The 19,114-nt window shown below is 64.9% G+C and carries 15 protein-coding genes; 8 read left to right on the top strand and 7 right to left on the bottom strand.

The features are described 5' to 3' along the window. Positions 1-51 precede the first annotated feature (51 nt). Together RFM41_RS12870 and pgi are read right to left on the bottom strand one after the other, a co-directional pair. Entirely contained in the window at positions 52-777 is a 726-nt protein-coding gene (locus RFM41_RS12870; protein ID WP_320249189.1) for an HAD family hydrolase, read from the bottom strand. A 5-nt stretch (positions 778-782) separates the two neighbouring features. After that, complete coding sequence (pgi, locus tag RFM41_RS12865) at positions 783-2,426, bottom strand: glucose-6-phosphate isomerase (protein ID WP_320249191.1); 1,644 nt, start codon at positions 2,424-2,426, stop codon at positions 783-785. A gap of 571 nt (positions 2,427-2,997) precedes the next feature. Between pgi and pdxR the strand changes: the two genes are divergently transcribed. Beyond that, positions 2,998-4,491, top strand: a complete 1,494-nt coding sequence (gene pdxR / locus RFM41_RS12860; protein WP_320249192.1) for a MocR-like pyridoxine biosynthesis transcription factor PdxR — start codon at positions 2,998-3,000, stop codon at positions 4,489-4,491. A 222-nt stretch (positions 4,492-4,713) separates the two neighbouring features. After that, entirely contained in the window at positions 4,714-6,303 is a 1,590-nt protein-coding gene (locus RFM41_RS12855) for a trimethylamine methyltransferase family protein (protein WP_320249194.1), read from the top strand. 5 nt (positions 6,304-6,308) lie between these two features. On the opposite strand, the gene RFM41_RS12850 is transcribed toward RFM41_RS12855, so the two are convergent. Beyond that, positions 6,309-6,707, bottom strand: a complete 399-nt coding sequence (locus RFM41_RS12850) for a hypothetical protein (protein WP_320249196.1) — start codon at positions 6,705-6,707, stop codon at positions 6,309-6,311. A gap of 131 nt (positions 6,708-6,838) precedes the next feature. After that, positions 6,839-8,644, bottom strand: a complete 1,806-nt coding sequence (locus tag RFM41_RS12845) for an IlvD/Edd family dehydratase (protein WP_320249198.1) — start codon at positions 8,642-8,644, stop codon at positions 6,839-6,841. Positions 8,645-8,795: 151 nt separating this feature from the next. Here RFM41_RS12845 and RFM41_RS12840 point away from each other — a divergent pair, with 151 nt between their 5' ends. Then, positions 8,796-9,245, top strand: a complete 450-nt coding sequence (locus RFM41_RS12840) for an SRPBCC family protein (protein WP_320249199.1) — start codon at positions 8,796-8,798, stop codon at positions 9,243-9,245. Between the two features lie 175 nt (positions 9,246-9,420). Here the strand turns inward: RFM41_RS12840 and RFM41_RS12835 are convergent, their stop codons facing one another. After that, positions 9,421-10,596, bottom strand: a complete 1,176-nt coding sequence (locus tag RFM41_RS12835; RefSeq protein WP_320249201.1) for an Mrp/NBP35 family ATP-binding protein — start codon at positions 10,594-10,596, stop codon at positions 9,421-9,423. Positions 10,597-10,849: 253 nt separating this feature from the next. Here RFM41_RS12835 and RFM41_RS12830 point away from each other — a divergent pair, with 253 nt between their 5' ends. Continuing rightward, positions 10,850-11,227, top strand: coding sequence for a VOC family protein (locus tag RFM41_RS12830; protein ID WP_320249203.1), 378 nt, complete (start codon positions 10,850-10,852; stop codon positions 11,225-11,227). Between the two features lie 25 nt (positions 11,228-11,252). Here the strand turns inward: RFM41_RS12830 and RFM41_RS12825 are convergent, their stop codons facing one another. Together RFM41_RS12825 and RFM41_RS12820 are read right to left on the bottom strand one after the other, a co-directional pair. Beyond that, complete coding sequence (locus tag RFM41_RS12825) at positions 11,253-12,257, bottom strand: inorganic phosphate transporter (protein WP_320249204.1); 1,005 nt, start codon at positions 12,255-12,257, stop codon at positions 11,253-11,255. A gap of 3 nt (positions 12,258-12,260) precedes the next feature. Then, complete coding sequence (locus RFM41_RS12820) at positions 12,261-12,902, bottom strand: DUF47 family protein (protein ID WP_320249206.1); 642 nt, start codon at positions 12,900-12,902, stop codon at positions 12,261-12,263. Positions 12,903-13,063: 161 nt separating this feature from the next. Between RFM41_RS12820 and RFM41_RS12815 the strand changes: the two genes are divergently transcribed. The 4 genes from RFM41_RS12815 (at position 13,064) to fdhF (ending at position 19,113) form a co-directional block, all read left to right on the top strand. Beyond that, positions 13,064-13,963, top strand: a complete 900-nt coding sequence (locus RFM41_RS12815; RefSeq protein WP_320249208.1) for a LysR family transcriptional regulator — start codon at positions 13,064-13,066, stop codon at positions 13,961-13,963. Between the two features lie 194 nt (positions 13,964-14,157). Next, positions 14,158-14,637: a formate dehydrogenase subunit gamma gene (locus tag RFM41_RS12810; protein WP_320249210.1), complete on the top strand. Its 480-nt coding sequence runs from the start codon at positions 14,158-14,160 to the stop codon at positions 14,635-14,637. Next, positions 14,634-16,190, top strand: coding sequence for a formate dehydrogenase beta subunit (locus RFM41_RS12805; RefSeq protein WP_320249212.1), 1,557 nt, complete (start codon positions 14,634-14,636; stop codon positions 16,188-16,190). Before RFM41_RS12810 ends, RFM41_RS12805 begins: the two co-directional genes overlap by 4 nt. A gap of 10 nt (positions 16,191-16,200) precedes the next feature. Continuing rightward, positions 16,201-19,113, top strand: coding sequence for a formate dehydrogenase subunit alpha (gene fdhF / locus RFM41_RS12800; protein WP_320249215.1), 2,913 nt, complete (start codon positions 16,201-16,203; stop codon positions 19,111-19,113). Position 19,114: the final 1 nt, after the last annotated feature.

The following is a 19,114-nucleotide window of genomic DNA, read 5'->3' as shown; positions in this document are numbered from 1 at the left end:
GCTCCGGCGAAATCGCCGAGCCTGACCGCTTACACTTTTCCTGGAATTGCTTTAGCCCGCCGGCACGTTCACCCTTGTGGCGAGGAAATCCGGCAGGTCAGCGACCGATTCCAGAACGACGTCCGCCATCGGCGCCAGCGAGTCGCGCGTTCCAGTGCCGGAGAGCACGCCCACCGCCAGGCCGCAGCCGCCGGCGCGCGCCATTTCGAGATCATGGCGGTTGTCGCCGACCATGGCGATCTCGCCCGGCTTCAGCCCGGTCAGGTCGCAGAAAGCGACGACCGTGTCGGGCGCCGGCTTGGAGTTGGCAACGGCGTCATAGCCGAAAGCGGCGTCGAAGAGCTGCGCGATACCGAGCGTGGCGAGCGTCTTTTCGGCGCCGCTGGTCGAATCGTTGGTGGCGACGCCCATCCGATAGGACCGGTTGTGCAAGGTCCGAAGCGACTCGACGATTCCGGGCAACGCGACCGCCATCGACGAGCCCTGCACCGACGTGATCTCGTTGAAGCGTGAGACCGCAAGCATCTGGTCCTCGTCGGACAGACGCGGGAACCAGAGCTCGACGACGTCCATGTTCGAACCGGAAGCGAAAATCGAATCGGGCTTGAAGCGCTTGGTAACGAAGTCGAAGCCGGCCGCGGCAAGCAGTCGGTCGGCTTTCCAGCGGTCGCCCTCAGCGGCGTCCATCGCCATGAAGTCGGCTATTCCGAGCCAGGTTGCGTTGAAGTCGACAAGCGTGCCGTCCTTGTCGAACAATATTCCCTTGATATCCGCCAATCCTTTTACTCCACGCCACGCAATTGGTGGATATGAGCCACCAATCCGGCAGTCGAGGCGTCGCGTTTTGCGGCAGTCTCCTTGCCTTCAACGACAGGCAGCAGGCCGGTCGCCAGTTCCTTGCCGAGCTCGACGCCCCATTGGTCGAAGGAATTGATGTTGAACAGGGTGCCCTCGACGAAGACGCGATGCTCGTAGAGCGCAATGATGCGGCCCAATGTGCGCGGATCGAGCTTGCGGTAGAGGATGGTGAGCGAAGGGCGGTTGCCGGAGAAGACCCGGTGCGGCGCGATGCGGTCGACATCGGCCGGCTTCATGCCCTTGGCCAGCATCTGCGCGCGCGCCTCTTCCAGCGTGCGGCCCTTCATGAAGGCCTCCGACTGCGCCAGGCAGTTGGCGAGCAAGAGATCATGCTGGTGCTTCAGCTCGGGCTCGTGGCCTATCGCCGCGGCGAGGAACTCGACGGGGATGAAGTCGGTGCCCTGATGCAGGAGCTGGAAGAAAGCATGCTGGCCGTTGGTGCCGGGCTCGCCCCAGACCAGCGGGCCGGTCGGCGTGGCGACGGCGGTGCCGTCCAGCGTGACGCTCTTGCCGTTCGATTCCATATCGAGCTGCTGCAGATAGGCCGGCAGGCGCGACAGGCGCTGGTCGTAAGGGATGACGGCGCGGGCCGGATATTTGCAGACGACGCGATGCCACCAGCCGATCAGCCCCAGAAGCACCGGAAGGTTTTTCTGGATCGGCGCCGAGCGGAAATGCTCGTCCATCTCATGCGCGCCGTCGAGGAAGGCGCGGAAGTTGCGCGGACCGACGGAAATCATCACCGGCAGGCCAATGGCGCTCCAGACCGAATAGCGGCCGCCGACCCAGTCCCAGAAGCCGAAGACACGATCCTGTTCGATGCCGAACTTGGCCACGAGGTCGAGGGCGGTCGAGACGGCGGCGAAATGCTTGCCGACCGCCTCCTTGCCCAGCGCCTTCTGGACCCAATCGCGCGCCGTCTGCGCATTCGTCATCGTCTCGACCGTGGTGAAGGTCTTGGAGGCGATGATGAACAAGGTCGTTTCGGCCGACAGGCCCTTCAGCGTGTCATGGATATGCGCGCCGTCGACATTGGAAACGTAATGCGCGCGCGGCCCGTCGTGATAGGGCGCGAGCGCCAGCGTCACCATCGCCGGGCCGAGGTCCGAGCCGCCGATGCCGATGTTGACGATGTCGGTGATCTTCTTGCCGGTGGCGCCGGCCGCCTTGCCGGAACGGATGGCGTCGGCGAAGGCGCCCATGGCGTCGAGCACGGCGATCACGTCGGCCTTGGTGTCCTGGCCGTCGACGATCACGCTCTTGCCGGTCAGGTTGCGCAGCGCTGTGTGCAGCACGGCGCGGTTCTCGGTGATGTTGATCTTCTTGCCTTCGAACATGGCTGCGCGGCGACCTTCCAGGTCGGCCGCGCCCGCGAGCTTTTCCAGCATCGTCATCGTGCTTGCGTCGACCGCGCATTTCGACCAGTCGAGCAGAAGGTCGCCATCGGTGGCGGAGAATGTCTCGAAGCGCTTGGGATCGGCGGCGAAGGCCTCGCGCATCGAGCCCTTGGCCGCCGCGCGCTGATCGCGCAAGGCGGCAAGTTGCTTGTCGAAGGATGACTGGTCCACTGGCAGGCTCCTGGCGGGTTTTTAGACCATTTTAACAGGCCGGATGTTTCCGGCGCGTGTCGGCGCGTCATTCTATTGAGCCGATTTCCATTTCGTTCAAGCGGTGGCGATGACGCACCGCATCACGCTTTGATGGGGGTGGTGTTGGATGGTGAAGGAGGTAGCGCGCTAGGGGCGACGATGCTGCGCATCGCGCCACGACGATGCTGCGCATCGCGCTTGGGTGGGTGTCGCGACGATGCTGCGCATCGCGCTTAGGTGGGTGTCGCGACGATGCTGCGCATCGCGCTTAGGTGGGTGTCGCGACGATGCTGCGCATCGCGCTTAGATGGGTGTCGCGACGATGCTGCGCATCGCGCTTAGATGGGTGTCGCGACGATGCTGCGCATCGCGCTTAGATGCTGCGCATCGCGCTTACATCGCGGGCGACGACGCTGCGCGTCGCGCCTGATAGATCACTGGCATAAATCCCAGCGATCAGAAAAATTGATTGGCGCAACCCCTTATGCCACCCATACACTCTACTGGTCCAGCCAAGTGAAAACAGCTGGCCATCCGAGGAAGATTTCCCATGCCACAGCGCAATGACACGGCCATATGGTCCGGCCTGTTCCGGATTTCGGCTGAATCCGGCCAAACCCTCCAGGCGCAGATCCGCCAGGCGATCGTCGCGGCCATTCTCGACCGACAGATCGCCGCCTCGATGCCGCTGCCGTCGTGCCGGATTCTCGCGGAAAAACTTGGGGTTGCCCGCGGCACGGTGGTGCTCGCCTTCCAGCAGCTGGTCGATCAGGGCTTCCTAGTGGCGCGCGAGCGGCGCGGCCATTTCGTCAATCCTGACGTGCTGGCCACCCCCGCCAAGCCGCATCAGAAGGCGCCCGACCAGCAGAATGAGATCGACTGGAAGGCGCGCCGGCAGATCGCGGCTAGCGACATGCCGCCGCCGGCCAAGCACGACAACTGGATCAAGTCCTCCTACCCGTTCGTCTACGGCCAGTTCGATCCGGCGCTGTTTCCGACCGCCGAATGGCGCGAATGCAACCGCATGGCGCTTGCCGTGCTGGAGATTCGCAACTGGGCGTCCGACATGGTGGATCGCGACGATCCGCTGCTGATCGAGCAGATCCAGGCCAGGCTCCTGCCGCGCCGCGGCATCTTCGCCAATCCGGACGAGATCATCGTGACGCTGGGCGCGCAGAACGCGCTCTATATGCTGGCCTCGCTGTTGATGGCCAAGGGTTCGAAAGTGGCGATGGAGGATCCCGGCTATCCCGACGCCCGCTCGATCTTCCGGCTGGCCGGCGCCGATATCCAGGCGGTCCCGGTCGACCAGCAGGGCATCGTGACCTCGTCGATTCCCAGCGATTCCGGCTTCGTCTTCGTCACGCCGAGCCACCACTGCCCCACCATGGTGCCGCTGTCGGCGGAACGCCGGCAGGATCTTCTGGCGCGCGCCAACCGCAACAACCAGATCATCATCGAGGACGGCTATGACAGCCAGCTGCTCGACGAGGCGCCGCAGCAGGCGCTGAAGAGCCTCGATCGCTCGGGCCGCGTCATCTATGTCGGCTCGATGTCGAAGACGCTCGCTCCAGGCCTCCGGCTTGGCTACATCGTGGCCTCGGCGGGGCTGATCGCCGAGCTTCGCGCGCTGCGCCGCTTCATGCTCAGGCACCCGCCGGCGAACAACCAGCGCGCCGTGGCGCTGTTCCTGTCGCTCGGCCACCACGAGGCGCTGGTGCGCAGGCTCTCCGCCGCCTTCGACGAGCGGCGCAAGCGTCTGGTCCATGCGATTTCCGCTTTCCTGCCAGAGTGGCGCTCGACCGATTCGGCGGGCGGCACGTCGCTCTGGCTGGAAGGGCCGCGCGGAACCGATTCACGCGGTCTGGCGGAAGCGGCCGCTTCGCGCAGCGTCATCATCGAACCCGGCGACCGGTTCTTCGACCGCAGCGAAAAGCCCTCTCGTTTCATGCGCTTGGGCATCTCCTCAATCTCGCTGCAGCATATCGAGCCGGGCATCCGCGAACTCGCCACCGCAGCCGGTCGCAGGCCCGCGGCCGCCTGATCCGCCACAGACGTCCTGAAAAAGAGCCGGCGCCGCGCCGGCTCTTTTTGCTTGGACGCGCGCCTGTTGCTTTAGAGCCCTGGCATATTCGACGGAAATGGCTGGCCCATAGGCTGTACCAATGCCGGCGGCATAGTCGGAGCCAGAAGGGGACGAGGCAGACCGATGGTGGACCAACCGCCGCGTGCCGCCTCGCAGATAAGACAAAGGTGGAGTGCTTCCATGTCAGTGGCTCTCGAGAAGCAGGAATCGTCGTCGGACCAGCGTTCGCGGCGGTCCGGGGGGCGCGAAGCGCGCCGCGCTATGCGGGCGGCGCCCTTGGCCGACGACATCCGTCCGGTGCGGGCGGGGCTTGAAGGCGGCAGCTACGGCCCATTGAGCCAGAACGACCAGGAGCGCATCCACGAAGCGGTGCTGACGCTCCTGGAAACGGTCGGCTTCGCCAATGCCATCCCGTCCTGCATCGAAGCGCTGACCCGGGTCGGCGCCACCTATGGCGATGACGGCCGCGTCCGGCTGCCGCGCGCGCTGGTGCTGGACACGATCAAGAAGGCTGCGCGCAACTTCACCCTCTACGGCCAGGATCCCAAGCACGACATGCTGATCCAGGGCAAACGCGTGCATTACGGCACGGCGGGCGCGGCGGTGCATCTGGTCGATGTCGAGAAGCGCGAGTATCGTGAATCGCTGCTGCAGGATCTCTACGACGCCGCCCGTCTCGTCGACGGGCTGGACAACATCCATTTCTTCCAGCGCACCATGGTGCCGCGCGACATTCCCGACCCGCTCGATATGGATTTCAACACGCTCTACGCCTGCGTGACGGGGACGTCCAAGCATGTCGGCACCTCGTTCACCGTGCGCGAGAACGTCAAGCCGGCGCTGGAGATGCTCTATGCGATCGCCGGCGGCGAGGAGAATTTCCGGGCGCGGCCGTTCGTGTCGAACTCGAACTGCTTCGTCGTGCCGCCGATGAAGTTCGCCGAGGACGCCTGCGGCGTGCTCGAGGCCTGTGTCGAAGGCGGCATTCCGATCCTGCTCCTGTCGGCCGGCCAGGCCGGCGCCACGGCACCTGCCGCGATCGCCGGCGCCGTCGTGCAGGCGGTGGCGGAAGTGCTGATGGGCCTAGTCTATGTCAATGCGATCAAGCCCGGACATCCGGCGATCTTCGGCACCTGGCCGTTCGTCTCCGACCTCAGGACCGGCGCCATGTCCGGCGGTTCGGCCGAGCAGGCGGTGCTGACCGCGGCCTGCGCGCAGATGGCGCAATATTACGACCTGCCCGGCGGCTCAGCGGCCGGCATGTCGGATTCGAAGCTACCCGACATCCAGGCCGGCTACGAGAAGGGCATCACCAATGTCATGGCGGGCCTGTCCGGCCTGAACCTGGTCTATGAATCGGCCGGCATGCATGCCTCGCTGCTCGGCTTCTGCCTCGAAAGCCTGATCATCGACAACGATATGCTCGGCCACTGCCTGCGCTGCGTGCGCGGCATCGAGGTGACCGACGACGCGCTGTCGATCGGCACCATCGCCGATGTCTGCCTCAAGGGTCCCGGCCACTATCTCGGCAACGATCAGACGCTGAAGCTGATGCAGACCGAGTATTTCTATCCCGCCGTCGGCGATCGTTTCTCGCCCAAGGAATGGAACGAAAAGGGTCGGCCCGACATCCTGTCGCGAGCGATCGCGGAGAAGAAGCGCGTGCTTGCCGAGCGTTTCCCGCGCCATGTCTCGCGCCTGCTCGACGACAAATTGCGCGCCCGCTTCGGCGAGATGATCAAGCTGCCACGCAACAAGATGGGCGGCTAGGACCACTACTCAGCGGTCAGCCCGTAATGCTCGACGACCTCGGCGTTGATCAGCTTGGCGTGCAGCGTCATCAGCACGATCTGCGCGTCGAAACTGTCGCCGGCCTCAAGCGCCGCCTCGATGCGGCGCTCGACCTCCAATGTCGGCTCCCGGCCGTTGGCCTGCTCGAACACCTGCCGCCCGGCGACGCAATAGCCGCAAAGCTGCGCCACGGATTGATAGGCGCCCGCCGGCGGCTCATTGGGCCAGCGGTCATTCATCAGGTTGACGATGGTGAGTTTCACGCCCTCCGGCACCAGGGCTGGATGCAGGTCGGCCGCGCGCAGCGCGTCGTCGAGCTGGCGCAAATCGCCGGAGCGGCCGAACATGCCGAGGAAGCCGAGGGAAGAACGCCGTTTCGCCACAGATAGTCTCTCCGCTTCGCAGGCTGCCGAGGTCGAGTCTATCTGTGGGTTCCGTTGAGATGAAACAAGGGCAATAGAAAAGGGCGACCTGCCATCGGCAAGCCGCCCTGATGATTTAGCCGACTACAAGTTCAGTGATTGTCGCGCGGCACGCCGCTTGTGTGCGCGACATCCTGATACTTCACCGCCGGCTTCAGCACCATGCCGGCCGAGAACTGGTCGACCATGCCGCGCTGGATCTCCTGCCATGGCGTCTGGTGCCTGGGGTAGTGATAGCCGCCATTGCTTTCGAGTTCGGCCCGCCGCCTGGCGAGCTCCTCGTCGCTGATCAGAATGTTGGCCGCACCCTTCTTCAGGTCGATGCGGACGCGGTCGCCGGTCTTGAGCAGCGCCAGGCCGCCGCCGATGGCTGCTTCCGGCGAGGCGTTGAGGATCGACGGCGAGCCGGATGTCCCGGACTGGCGGCCGTCGCCGATGCAGGGCAGCGAATGGATGCCCTTCTTGATCAGATAGGCCGGCGGCTGCATGTTGACCACCTCGGCACCGCCCGGATAGCCGACCGGGCCAGCGCCGCGCATGAACAGGATCGTGTGCTCGTCGATACCCTGCGCCGGATCGTCGATGCGGGCGTGGTAATCTTCCGGACCGTCGAAGACGATGGCCTTGCCTTCGAAGGCCTCGGGGTCGTTCGGATTGGAGAGGTAGCGCTCGCGGAATTCCGTCGAGATGCCGCTGGTCTTCATGATCGCCGAATCGAACAGGTTGCCCTTGAGGTTGATGAAGCCGGCATTGGCCTTGAGCGGCTTGGCGGCGCTGCTGATCACATCCGGGTTCTCGTTGACGATATCCCTGCAATTGTCGCCCATCGTCTTGCCGTTGACGGTGATCGCATCGGGATGCGGCAGCAGGCCGCCCTTCATCAGCTCGGCCACCACCGCCGGCACACCGCCGGCATGGTGGTAGTCCTCGCCGAGATACTCGCCCGTCGGCTGCAGATTGACGAGGAGCGGAATGTCGAGGCCGACCGCCTGCCAGTCATCATTGTCGAGCGGCACGCCGAGGTGGCGGGCAATGGCGTTGAGGTGGATCGGCGCGTTGGTCGAGCCGCCGATGGCCGAGTTGACGACGATGGCGTTCTCGAACGCCTTGCGAGTCATGATGTCGGAGGGCTTCAGGTCTTCATGCACCATCTCGACGATGCGCTTGCCCGTCTCGTAGCCCATCTGGCCGCGCTCGCGATAGGGCGCGGGGATGGCGGCCGAGCCCGGCAGCTGCATGCCGAGCGCCTCGGCCAGCGAGTTCATCGTGGTGGCGGTGCCCATGGTGTTGCAATAGCCGGTCGAAGGCGCCGAGGAGGCGACGATGTCCATGAACTCGTCATAGTTGATCTCGCCCGCCGACAGGCGCTGGCGCGATTCCCAGACGATGGTGCCGGAACCGGTGCGCTTGCCTTTGTGCCAGCCGTTGAGCATCGGACCGACCGAAAACGCGATCGCCGGAATGTTGACGGTGGCGGCCGCCATCAGCAGCGCGGGCGTGGTCTTGTCGCAGCCGATGGTGAGCACCACGCCGTCGATCGGATAGCCGTAAAGCACCTCGACGAGGCTGAGATAGGCAAGGTTGCGGTCAAGCGCGGCGGTGGGGCGCTTGCCGGTCTCCTGGATCGGGTGGCACGGGAACTCGAAGGGGATGCCGCCCATCGAGACGATGCCTTCGCGCACGCGCTTGGCGAGCTCGAGGTGATGCCGGTTGCAGGGCGAAAGATCGGAACCGGTCTGCGCGATGCCGATCAGCGGCTTGCCCGACATCAGCTCGGCGCGCGTCAGGCCGTAGTTGAGGTATCGCTCGAGATAGAGCGCCGTCATGCCTGGATTGTCGGGATTGTCGAACCACTCCTGCGAGCGAAATTTCTTCTTGCTGGTGGGGGCGCCTGCCATGGTGGTCTCCGTATTTGTATGACAAATCGATATGACAACGCGCGAGCGCAAGCAAGAGGCAGGCGCTGCCCGAACCCGGACTTTGGTGCGATAGACTTGTTTCGGCCCGCGCGCTACGACCAATCGGCATCGGCAAATCCGGGAGGTCTTGATGGCTTTGGTGATCGAAGGCGAGGAGCGGATCGCCGCGCCCGTCGGGAAAGTGTGGGAAGCCCTCAACGATCCCGAAATCCTGAAAGAGGCCATTCCCGGCTGCCAGAGCCTGGAGAAGAATTCGGACACCGAGATGGCGGCGACCGTGGTGCTCAAGATCGGGCCGATCAAGGCGACCTTCAACGGAGCGGTGACGCTGAAGAACCTCAAGCCGCCGCATTCCTATACCATCCAGGGCGAAGGCAAGGGTGGCATTGCCGGCTTCGCCAAGGGCGGCGCCGACGTGACGCTGACCGCCGACGGGCCGGACGCGACGGTCCTCAAATACGCCGCCAAGGCCGAGGTCGGCGGCAAGATCGCCCAGCTCGGCAGCCGGCTGATCGAATCGACATCGAAGAAGCTTGCAGGGCAGTTTTTCTCGACTTTCGGCGAGAAGGTCGGCGCCTGACCCTCCCCCTTGAGAGGAGGGTGCCGCGCGAAGCGCGGCGGGAGGGGCCACCTCAGTTGCCTAGACCTGAGTTGCGCTGGCTCATACTCGGGAAGAAATAGCGTCGAGTGTGTCGCGGAGGACCCCACCCGGCCCTTCGGGCCACCCTCCCCTCAAGGGGGAGGGATATCCCGCGTTACTCGAATACGATGCTCGGCACCGCGGCTTCGGCCGCGCCGCGCTCTTCCTGGACCCGTTCCCAGACCTTCGAGGCGATGTCGCGGTAGATTTTCGCCTCGGCGCCCTCGGGCTTGGAGGCGACGACCGGGGCGCCGGCGTCCGAGCTTTCGCGGATGCCCATTTCCAGCGGCACCTCGCCAAGGAAGGTGACCCCAAGGCGCTCGGCCTCGCGGCGCGCGCCGCCATGGCCGAAAATGTCGTAGCGCTTGCCGGTGTCGGGGGCCAGGAAGTAGCTCATGTTCTCGACGATGCCGAGCAGCGGAACGTCGACCTTCTTGAACATGTTGAGACCCTTGCGGGCGTCGATCAGCGCAAGGTCCTGCGGCGTCGAGACGATGACGGCGCCGGCAAGCGGCACCTGCTGGGCCATGGTGAGCTGAGCGTCGCCGGTGCCGGGCGGCATGTCGACCACCAGCACGTCGAGCGGACCCCATTCGACCTCGCGCAGCATCTGCGTCAACGCCGACATCACCATCGGGCCGCGCCAGATCATCGGCGTCTCCTCGTCGACGAGGAAGCCCATCGACATCACCTTGAGGCCGTAATTCTGCATCGGCTTCAGCACCTTGCCGTCGACGGTCTGCGGCCGGCCGTGGATGTTGAGCAGCCTGGGCATGGACGGGCCGTAGATGTCGGCATCGAGGACGCCGACCTTCAAGCCGTTGGCGGCAAGGCCGAGCGCAAGGTTCACCGCGGTGGTCGACTTGCCGACGCCGCCCTTGCCGGAGGCGACCGCGATGATGGCGTCGATGCCGGGCACGCCGCGCTTGCCATGGCTCTGCGAGGCGGGCGCGTGTGGCGCGGGACGCTGCGGAGCCGGCTGCGGAGCGGCGGGCCGCGGGGCAGCCGGGCGCGCCGGAACCGGCGCCTCCATGCCGCCACCCTTCTTCTCGGCCGTCAGCGCCACAACGGCGCTGGCGACGCCGGGGATGGCCTTCACCGCGCGCTCGGCGGCGGCGCGCAACGGCTCCAGCTCCTGGGCGCGGGCGGCGGGAACGGTGATCGAGAAGAACACCTTGGAATCGGCGATGAAAATCTCCGAGACCATGCCGAGATCGACGATGTTGCCGGTGAAGTCCGGCCCGTTCACCGTCTTCAGGCGCTCGACGACGGATTCCTTGGTAATGGACATGAGCTTTTTCCCAAGCGTTTGCCGGGTCAGATAATGCAGTTCCCGGAGAGAACCAAGCTTCGGAACGACATGTGCGGCGACATGCCTTCAAAAACTTGCACGCGCCTGTCGGATTTCGCGGGCGCCTTTCGTCTTCCAGACAGATGCACAGCAATTGCGCAGGCTGCGGTCGCCGGAAGACGGCGCAACCCTATTTTCCCGGTTTCCGGCGCGGCGGCCAAAACGGAGCAGTCGACAGAGAAAGGAGAAACTCATGCTCGCAAACAGCAACGCCACTGCCAATCTCGCGGTCAAAGACTTGGAGAAGGCCAAGGCTTTCTATGCTGGAACGCTGGGTCTCAGCCAGGTGGACGACATGGGCGGCGAACTGATCGTGTATAAAAGCGGCGACACGCTCATCAACGTCTATCATTCGCAATTCGCCGGCACCAACAAGGCGACGGCCGTAACCTGGGCCGTCGGCGACCGGATCGGCGCAATCGTCGAATCGTTGAAGTCGAAGGGCGTCACTTTCGAACATTACGACATGCCCGGCCTGTCGCTCGAGGGCGACATCCATGTCGGCCACGGCATGAAGGTCGCCTGGTTCAAGGATCCCGACGGCAATATCCTGAACCTCGCGGGCGAATAATGATGCGGCCGCGACCCGGGCCGCATCATGTGGCCAATCGTGTCGCGAGATAGGTCAACGCCGAGATCGCCGCCGTCGCCGGCAAGGTGATCACCCAGGCGACGACGATGTTGCCGGCGATGCCCCAGCGCACGGCGGAGACGCGGCGGGCGGCGCCCACGCCGATGATGGCGCCAGTGATGGTGTGCGTCGTCGAGACCGGAACACCGAGCCAGGTGGCGGCGAACAGCGTTATGGCGCCGCCGGTCTCTGCGCAAAAACCCTGCATGGGGTTCAGCCGGGTGATCTTCGATCCCATGGTGTGGACGATGCGCCAGCCGCCGAGCAGCGTGCCCAGAGCCAGCGCCGACTGGCAGGTCAGGACCACCCATAGCGGCACATAGAAAGTCGGGCCGAGCGCGCCTTGCGAAAAGAGCAGCACGGCGATGATGCCCATGGTCTTCTGCGCGTCGTTGCCGCCATGCCCAAGCGAATAGAGGGAGGCGGAAAAGAACTGCAGCACGCGAAACGTGTTGTCGACCGCGAACGGCGTCTGGCGCACGAACAGCCAGGAGACGATGAGAACGAGGACGAGCGCCAGCACGAATCCGGTCGCCGGCGAGAGCACGATGGCCGCGACCGTCTTGCCGAGCCCGGACCAGACGATGGCGCCGGTTCCGGTCTTGGCGACACCGGCGCCGACCAGGCCGCCGATCAGCGCGTGTGAGCTGCTCGACGGAATGCCGGCGACCCAGGTGACGATGTTCCACACGATCGCCCCGACAAGCGCTGAGAAGATCACCGCCGGCGTGACGATGCTGGCATCGACGATGCCTTTTCCCACCGTCTCGGCGACATGCAGGCCGAAGAACAGGAAGGCGATGAAATTGAAGAAGGCCGCCCAGAACACCGCGTAATGCGGCCTCAGCACCCGGGTGGAGACGATGGTCGCGATCGAGTTGGCGGCATCGTGCAGGCCGTTGAGGAAATCGAAGAACAGCGCCACGGCGACGAGGCCGACCAGCAGGGGAAAAGCGATCGTTGCTTCCATCGCCTAAACGTTCTCGATGACGATGCCGCTGATCTCGTTGGCGACATCCTCGAAGCGGTCGACCACCTTCTCCAGCTGGCCATAAATCTCCGAGCCGATCAGATAGGCCATAGCGTCGTCGCGGCCATGTCGCCTGAACAGATCCTTGAGGCCCTGCTCGTGCAGGTCGTCGGCGCGGCCCTCGACGCGCATCACCTCCTCGGCGATGGCGTTGAGCCGCGCTGCGTTCGCGCCCACCTTGCCCAGCAGCGGGATCGCCTCCGCGACCAATCGGGCAGCCTGGACGATGACGCCGCCCATTTCCCGCATCAACGGGTCGAACTCCCTGACCTCGAACAATTTCACCGTCTTGACGGTCTTGTGCATCATGTCGATGGCGTCATCCATCGACTGGATCAGATCCTTGATATCGCCGCGGTCGAAGGGGGTGATGAAGGAGCGCCTGACGGCAAGCAGGACCTCGGCGGTGATGCCGTCGGCCTCGTCCTCGAGATCGACGATCTTCTGGCACCAGCGGTCGATGTCCTTGCCGCTGAGAAGCCGCTCGAGGGCCTCGGCGCCGCCGACCACGGTGCGCGAATGCCGCTCGAACAGATCGAAGAAGCGATCCTCGCGCGGCAACAGCTTGCGAAACCAGCCCAGCATGTCTTCCCTCCTTGCTTCCGCCTATCCTCCCCATAACGCCATGCGTGGCGCGGGAAAACAGATAGCCGGCTCAAAAATGTGGACGAGACCCGATTGCGCATGCGTCTTGCGAAGCGAGGCGATTTCCCCGACCTTGGGCCGAACGCTGCGGATCGGATGGCATGATCGACAAGCTGGAATTCTTCATCGCTTTGGCCAAGGAGGAGCATTTCGGCCGGGCCGCGGAGGTCTGCTGCGTCACGCAGCCGACTTTATCGGCCGGCATCAAGCAGCTCGAGGAGCAGCTCGGCGTCATGCTGGTGCTGCGCGGCTCGCGCTTCCAGGGCCTGACGCCGGAAGGCAAGCAGGTGCTGGGCTGGGCGCGCCGCATCGTCGGCGATTCACGGACCATGCGCGAGGAGATGCGGGCGGCGCGCCACGGTCTGTCCGGGCGCATCCGCATCGCCGCCGTCCCGACGGCGCTCGCCATGGTGGCGCGGCTGACGACACCGTTCCGCGACAAGCATCCCGGCGTCACCTTTTCGGTGCTGTCGCGCACCTCGATCGAGGTGCTGACACTGCTCGGCAACCTCGATATCGATGCCGGCATCACCTATCTCGACAACGAGCCGCTGGGCCGGGTGACCAGCGTGCCGCTCTATGACGAGCGCTACCAGCTGATCACCGCGGTCGGGAACCCCTATTCCGACCGCGACAAAGTGACGTGGGCCGAGATCAGCCATCTGCCGCTCTGCCTGCTCACGCCGGACATGCAGAACCGCCGAATCATCGACCAGCATCTGGCCGAAGCCGGCGTGCAGGTGCGGCCGACGCTGGAATCCAACTCGATGATCGTGCTCTTCTCGCATATCAGGACCGGCAAATGGTCGTCGATCATGCCGCTCAACCTTGCGGAAACGTTCGGCTTTTCCGAGCCCATCCGGGCGATCCCGATCGTCGAGCCAGACGCCAGCCACACGGTCGGGCTGGTGGCGGCGCCGCGCGAGCCGCACACGCCGCTGGTGCAGGCGCTTCTGGACGAGGCGATGGCGCTGGCGGACGATTTCCGGGCCCACCGCTAGGCTAGACAATGCGAGCTGTCGGATTTTGATAGAAAATTTCTATCAAGCGACGGGAGCGCTTTATTGATCTCAGGGGTTTCCTCTGATTTCGTAAGGACTTAGCGATATTGCGTCCTATGGATGTCGTTGCCCCGAAACCGCTCTATATTCCGGGGTGACATACATTGGCCGCCACGACCCAGGGAGGGCGCTGCTTGACCACGCAGGCCGCAAGTACCGAGATCGCGTCGCGCACGGCGGCGATCATTGACGAGATGAAGGGCCTCGAGGGCCCGCTGCTGCCGATCCTGCACAGCATACAGGAAGAGTTCGGGCACGTTCCGAAGGACGCGCTGCCGGTGATCGCCGATGGGCTGAACCTTTCCCGGGCCGAGGTGCACGGCGTGGTCAGCTTCTATCACGATTTCCGTGCCCAGCCCGCCGGCCGGCACGTGCTGAAGCTTTGCCAGGCGGAAGCCTGCCAGTCGATGGGCTCGGACGCCGTCGCGGCCAAGGTCAAGCAGTTGCTCGGCATCGATTTCCACGAGACCACGCGCGACGGATCGGTTACACTGGAGCCAGTCTACTGCCTCGGGCTTTGCGCCTGCTCGCCGTCGGCGATGCTCGACGGCGAAGTCATCGGCCGGCTCGATGACGAGAAGATCGAAGAGATCGTCGCGGAGGTACGTTCATGATCCCGCGCATCTATATCCCCGCAGACTCCGGCGCGCTGGCGCTCGGCGCCGAAAAGGTCGCCAAGGCGATCGAGAAGGAGCTCAAGGAGCGCGGCGTCGAAGCGAAGATCGTGCGCAACGGCTCGCGCGGCGCCTATTTCCTGGAGCCCATGGTGGAAGTGGCCACCGACAAGGGCCGCGTCGCCTACGGGCCGGTGAAGCCGTCGGACGTGAAAAGCCTGTTCGACAGCGGCTTCCTTACCGGCGGCCATCACAAGCGCTGGCTGGGCTCCCCCGACAAGATCCCCTTCTTCGCCAAGCAGACGCGGCTGACCTTCGCGCGCTGCGGCATCAACGACCCGCTGTCGCTTGACGCCTACAAGTCGCTCGGCGGTCTGCGCGGCCTGCAGAACGCGGTCGCGATGGCACCTGCGGACGTCGTCAAGCAAGTCACCGAATCCGGCCTGCGCGGCCGCGGCGGCGCCGGCTTCCCGACCGGCATCAAGTGGAAGACGGTGCTGGATACGGCGGGCGCGCAGAAATACATCGTCTGCAACGCCGACGAGGGCGACAGCGCCACTTTCGCCGACCGCATGATCATGGAAGGCGATCCCTTCGTGCTGATCGAAGGCATGGCGATCGCCGGCATTGCCACCGGCGCGACCAAGGGTTTCGTCTATATCCGGTCGGAATATCCGCATGCGGTGGCGACGATGAACAAGGCCGTCGCGATCGCCCGCAAGGCAGGCGTGCTCGGCGTCAATGTGCTGGGCTCGCCCAACGCCTTCGACATGGAGATCCGCGTCGGCGCCGGCGCCTATGTCTGCGGCGAGGAAACCTCGCTCTTGAACAGCCTCGAAGGCAAGCGCGGCGTGGTGCGCGCCAAGCCGCCGCTGCCGGCTATCCAAGGCTTGTTCGGCAAGCCGACGGTGATCAACAATGTGATCAGCCTGGCCTCGGTGCCTGTTATCATGGACAAGGGCGCCGCCTACTACAAGGATTTCGGCATGGGCCGCTCGCGCGGCACGATCCCGATCCAGATCGCCGGCAACGTCAAGCATGGCGGCCTGTTCGAGACCGCTTTCGGCCTGACGCTTGGCGAAATCGTCGACGATATCGGCGGCGGCACTGCTTCGGGGCGACCGGTGAAGGCGGTGCAGGTCGGCGGGCCGCTCGGCGCCTATTTCCCACGCGCGCTGTTCGACACGCCCTTCGACTACGAGGAATTCGCCAAGCGCGACGGACTGATCGGCCATGCCGGCATCACCGTGTTCGACGACACGGCCGACATGCTGAAGCAGGCACGCTTCGCCATGGAATTCTGCGCCATCGAAAGCTGCGGCAAGTGCACGCCCTGCCGCATCGGCTCGACGCGCGGCGTGGAGGTGCTCGACAAGGTCGCCGCCGGCATCGAGGCGGAAAAGAACCTCGCTCTGGTCACCGACCTCTGCAACACGATGAAGTTCGGATCGCTCTGCGCGCTGGGCGGCTTCACGCCCTACCCGGTGATGAGCTCGATCACGCATTTCCCCGAGGATTTCAAACCCGCGCCAGCGCGCGTGGCGGCTGAATAGGAGCTGGCAGATGAACATCAAGGCCGACTTCCCGACACTCATCGAAGAGATCGACTACGGAACGCCGGAGTCGAAAGCGACGAAGCAGGTGACCCTGACCGTCGACGGGCAAAGCATCACCGTGCCGGAAGGCACGTCGATCATGCGCGCGGCGATGGAAGGCGGGGTCGAGATCCCGAAGCTCTGCGCCACCGACATGCTGGACTCCTTCGGCTCCTGCCGTGTCTGCCTGGTCGAGATCGAAGGGCGCGGCGGCACGCCGGCCTCCTGCACGACGCCGGTCGCTGAAGGGATCGTGGTGCGCACGCAATCCGAGCGGCTCGACGCGATCCGCCGCGGCGTCATGGAGCTCTATGTCTCCGACCATCCGACCGGCTGGAACGAGAAGGCCGGCACCGGCGCCAGCGAGTTCGACGCGGTGGCGAAGTCGGTCGGCCTCACCGAGAACCGCTACGGCGTCGAAGGCCGCAACCACGTCAAGGAAGACGGCGGCGTCGCGCCCGGCCACGGCTCATTGGCCGTCGACTATATCGCCCGCGACGAATCCAATCCCTATTTCACCTACGACGCGGCGCAGTGCATCGTCTGCTCGCGCTGCGTGCGCGCCTGCGAAGAGGTGCAGGGCACCTTCGCGCTGACCATCGAGGGCCGTGGCTTCGAGTCGCGCATGGTCGCCGGCATGCATGAGGATTTCATCGCTTCCGAATGCGTCTCCTGCGGCGCCTGCGTGCAGGCCTGCCCGACCGACGCGCTGCGCGAGAAGACCGTGCTCGAGAAGGGCATGCCGGAACGCTCGGCCGTCACCACCTGCGCCTATTGCGGCGTCGGCTGCTCGTTCAAGGCCGAGGTCAAGGATGACGAGGTCATCCGCATGATGCCTTACAAGAACGGCCAGGCAAACCACGGCCATTCCTGCGTCAAGGGCCGTTTCGCCTATGGCTACGCCACTCATAAAGATCGCATCCTGTCGCCGATGGTCCGCGAGAAGATCACCGATCCGTGGCGCGAAGTGAGTTGGGAAGAGGCGATCGCCCACACGGCGAAGGAATTCCGCCGCATCCAGTATCAGTATGGACGCACCGCGATCGGCGGCATCACCTCCTCGCGCTGCACGAATGAGGAGACCTATCTCGTCCAGAAGCTGGTTCGCCAAGGCTTCCGCAACAACAATGTCGATACCTGCGCCCGCGTCTGCCATTCGCCGACCGGCTACGGGCTCGGCCAGACCTACGGCACCTCGGCCGGCACGCAGGATTTCGACTCGGTCGAGTTCACCGACGTCGCCGTCATCATCGGCGCCAATCCCGCCTCCGCCCATCCGGTGTTCGCCTCGCGGCTGAAGAAGCGGCTGCGCCAGGGCGCCAAGCTGATCGTGATCGATCCGCGCCGCACCGAGATGGTCAAGTCGGCGCATGTCGAGGCGGACTACCACCTGCCCTTGAAGCCCGGCACCAATGTGGCGGTGCTGACGGCGCTGGCGCATGTCATCGTCACCGAGGGCCTCTACAACGAAGCCTTCGTGCGCGAGCGCTGCGACTGGGCCGAGTTCCAGGATTGGGCGTCATTCGTCGCCCTGCCGGAAAACAGCCCGGAGACGGTCGGCAAGCTTTCCGGCGTCGATCCCGAAGCCATCCGGGGCGCTGCGCGGCTCTATGCCAAGGGCGGCAACGGCGCGATCTATTACGGCCTCGGCGTTACCGAGCACAGCCAGGGCTCGACCACGGTGATCGCGATCGCCAACCTCGCCATGGCCACGGGCAATATCGGCCGTCCCGGCGTCGGCGTGAACCCGCTGCGCGGCCAGAACAACGTCCAGGGCTCCTGCGACATGGGCTCGTTCCCGCATGAGCTGCCGGGCTACCGCCACATCTCGGGCGACGCGGTGCGCGACATCTATGAAAGCCTGTGGGGCGTTAAGCTCGACGACGAGCCCGGCCTGCGCATCCCCAACATGCTGGACGCCGCCGTCGACGGTTCGTTCAAGGGCATCTACATCCAGGGCGAGGACATCCTGCAGTCCGATCCCGACACCAAGCATGTCGCCGGTGGCCTCGCCGCGATGGAATGCGTGGTGGTGCACGACCTCTTCCTCAACGAGACGGCGAACTACGCGCATGTCTTCCTGCCGGGCTCGACCTTCCTCGAAAAGGACGGCACCTTCACTAATGCCGAGCGCCGCATCAACATGGTGCGCAAGGTGCTGGAGCCGAAGGCGCGCTACGCCGACTGGGAAGCAACGCAGGAGCTTGCCCGCGCCATCGGGCTGGACTGGAACTATACCCATCCCTCGCAGATCATGGACGAGATCGCCCAGACGACGCCGAGCTTCGCCGGCGTCTCCTTCGAGCTGATCGACCGCGTCGGCTCGGTGCAGTGGCCGTGCAACGAGAAGGCGCCGCTCGGCACCCCGATCATGCATGTCGACGGCTTCGTGCGCGGCAAGGGCAAGTTCATCCGCACCGAATATGTGGCGACTGACGAGCGGACCGGCCCGCGCTATCCGCTGCTGCTCACCACCGGCCGTATCCTGTCGCAGTACAATGTCGGCGCGCAGACAAGACGCACCGGAAACGTCGCCTGGCATGCCGAGGACCGGCTGGAGATTCATCCGCATGACGCCGAAGTCCGCGGCGTGCGCGACGGCGACTGGGTGCGGCTGGCGAGCCGCTCCGGCGAAACGACGCTGCGCGCGCTGATCACCGACCGCGTCTCGCCCGGCGTCGTCTACACGACCTTCCACCATCCGGACACGCAGGCCAACGTGATCACGACCGACTTCTCGGACTGGGCGACCAACTGTCCGGAATACAAGGTCACCGCCGTGCAGGTGGCGCCGTCCAACGGCCCTACCGACTGGCAGAAGGACTATAACGAACAGGCCAAGCAGAGCCGGCGCATCGCTCCGCTGGCGGCGGCGGAGTAGT

Origin of the sequence: Mesorhizobium vachelliae (genome assembly GCF_033977325.1) — a bacterium.
In the GTDB taxonomy this organism is placed as follows: Bacteria; Pseudomonadota; Alphaproteobacteria; order Rhizobiales; family Rhizobiaceae; genus Mesorhizobium; species Mesorhizobium vachelliae.
The sequence above is the reverse complement of the archived record's forward strand: the minus strand, read 5'-3'. Positions and strand labels throughout refer to the sequence as shown.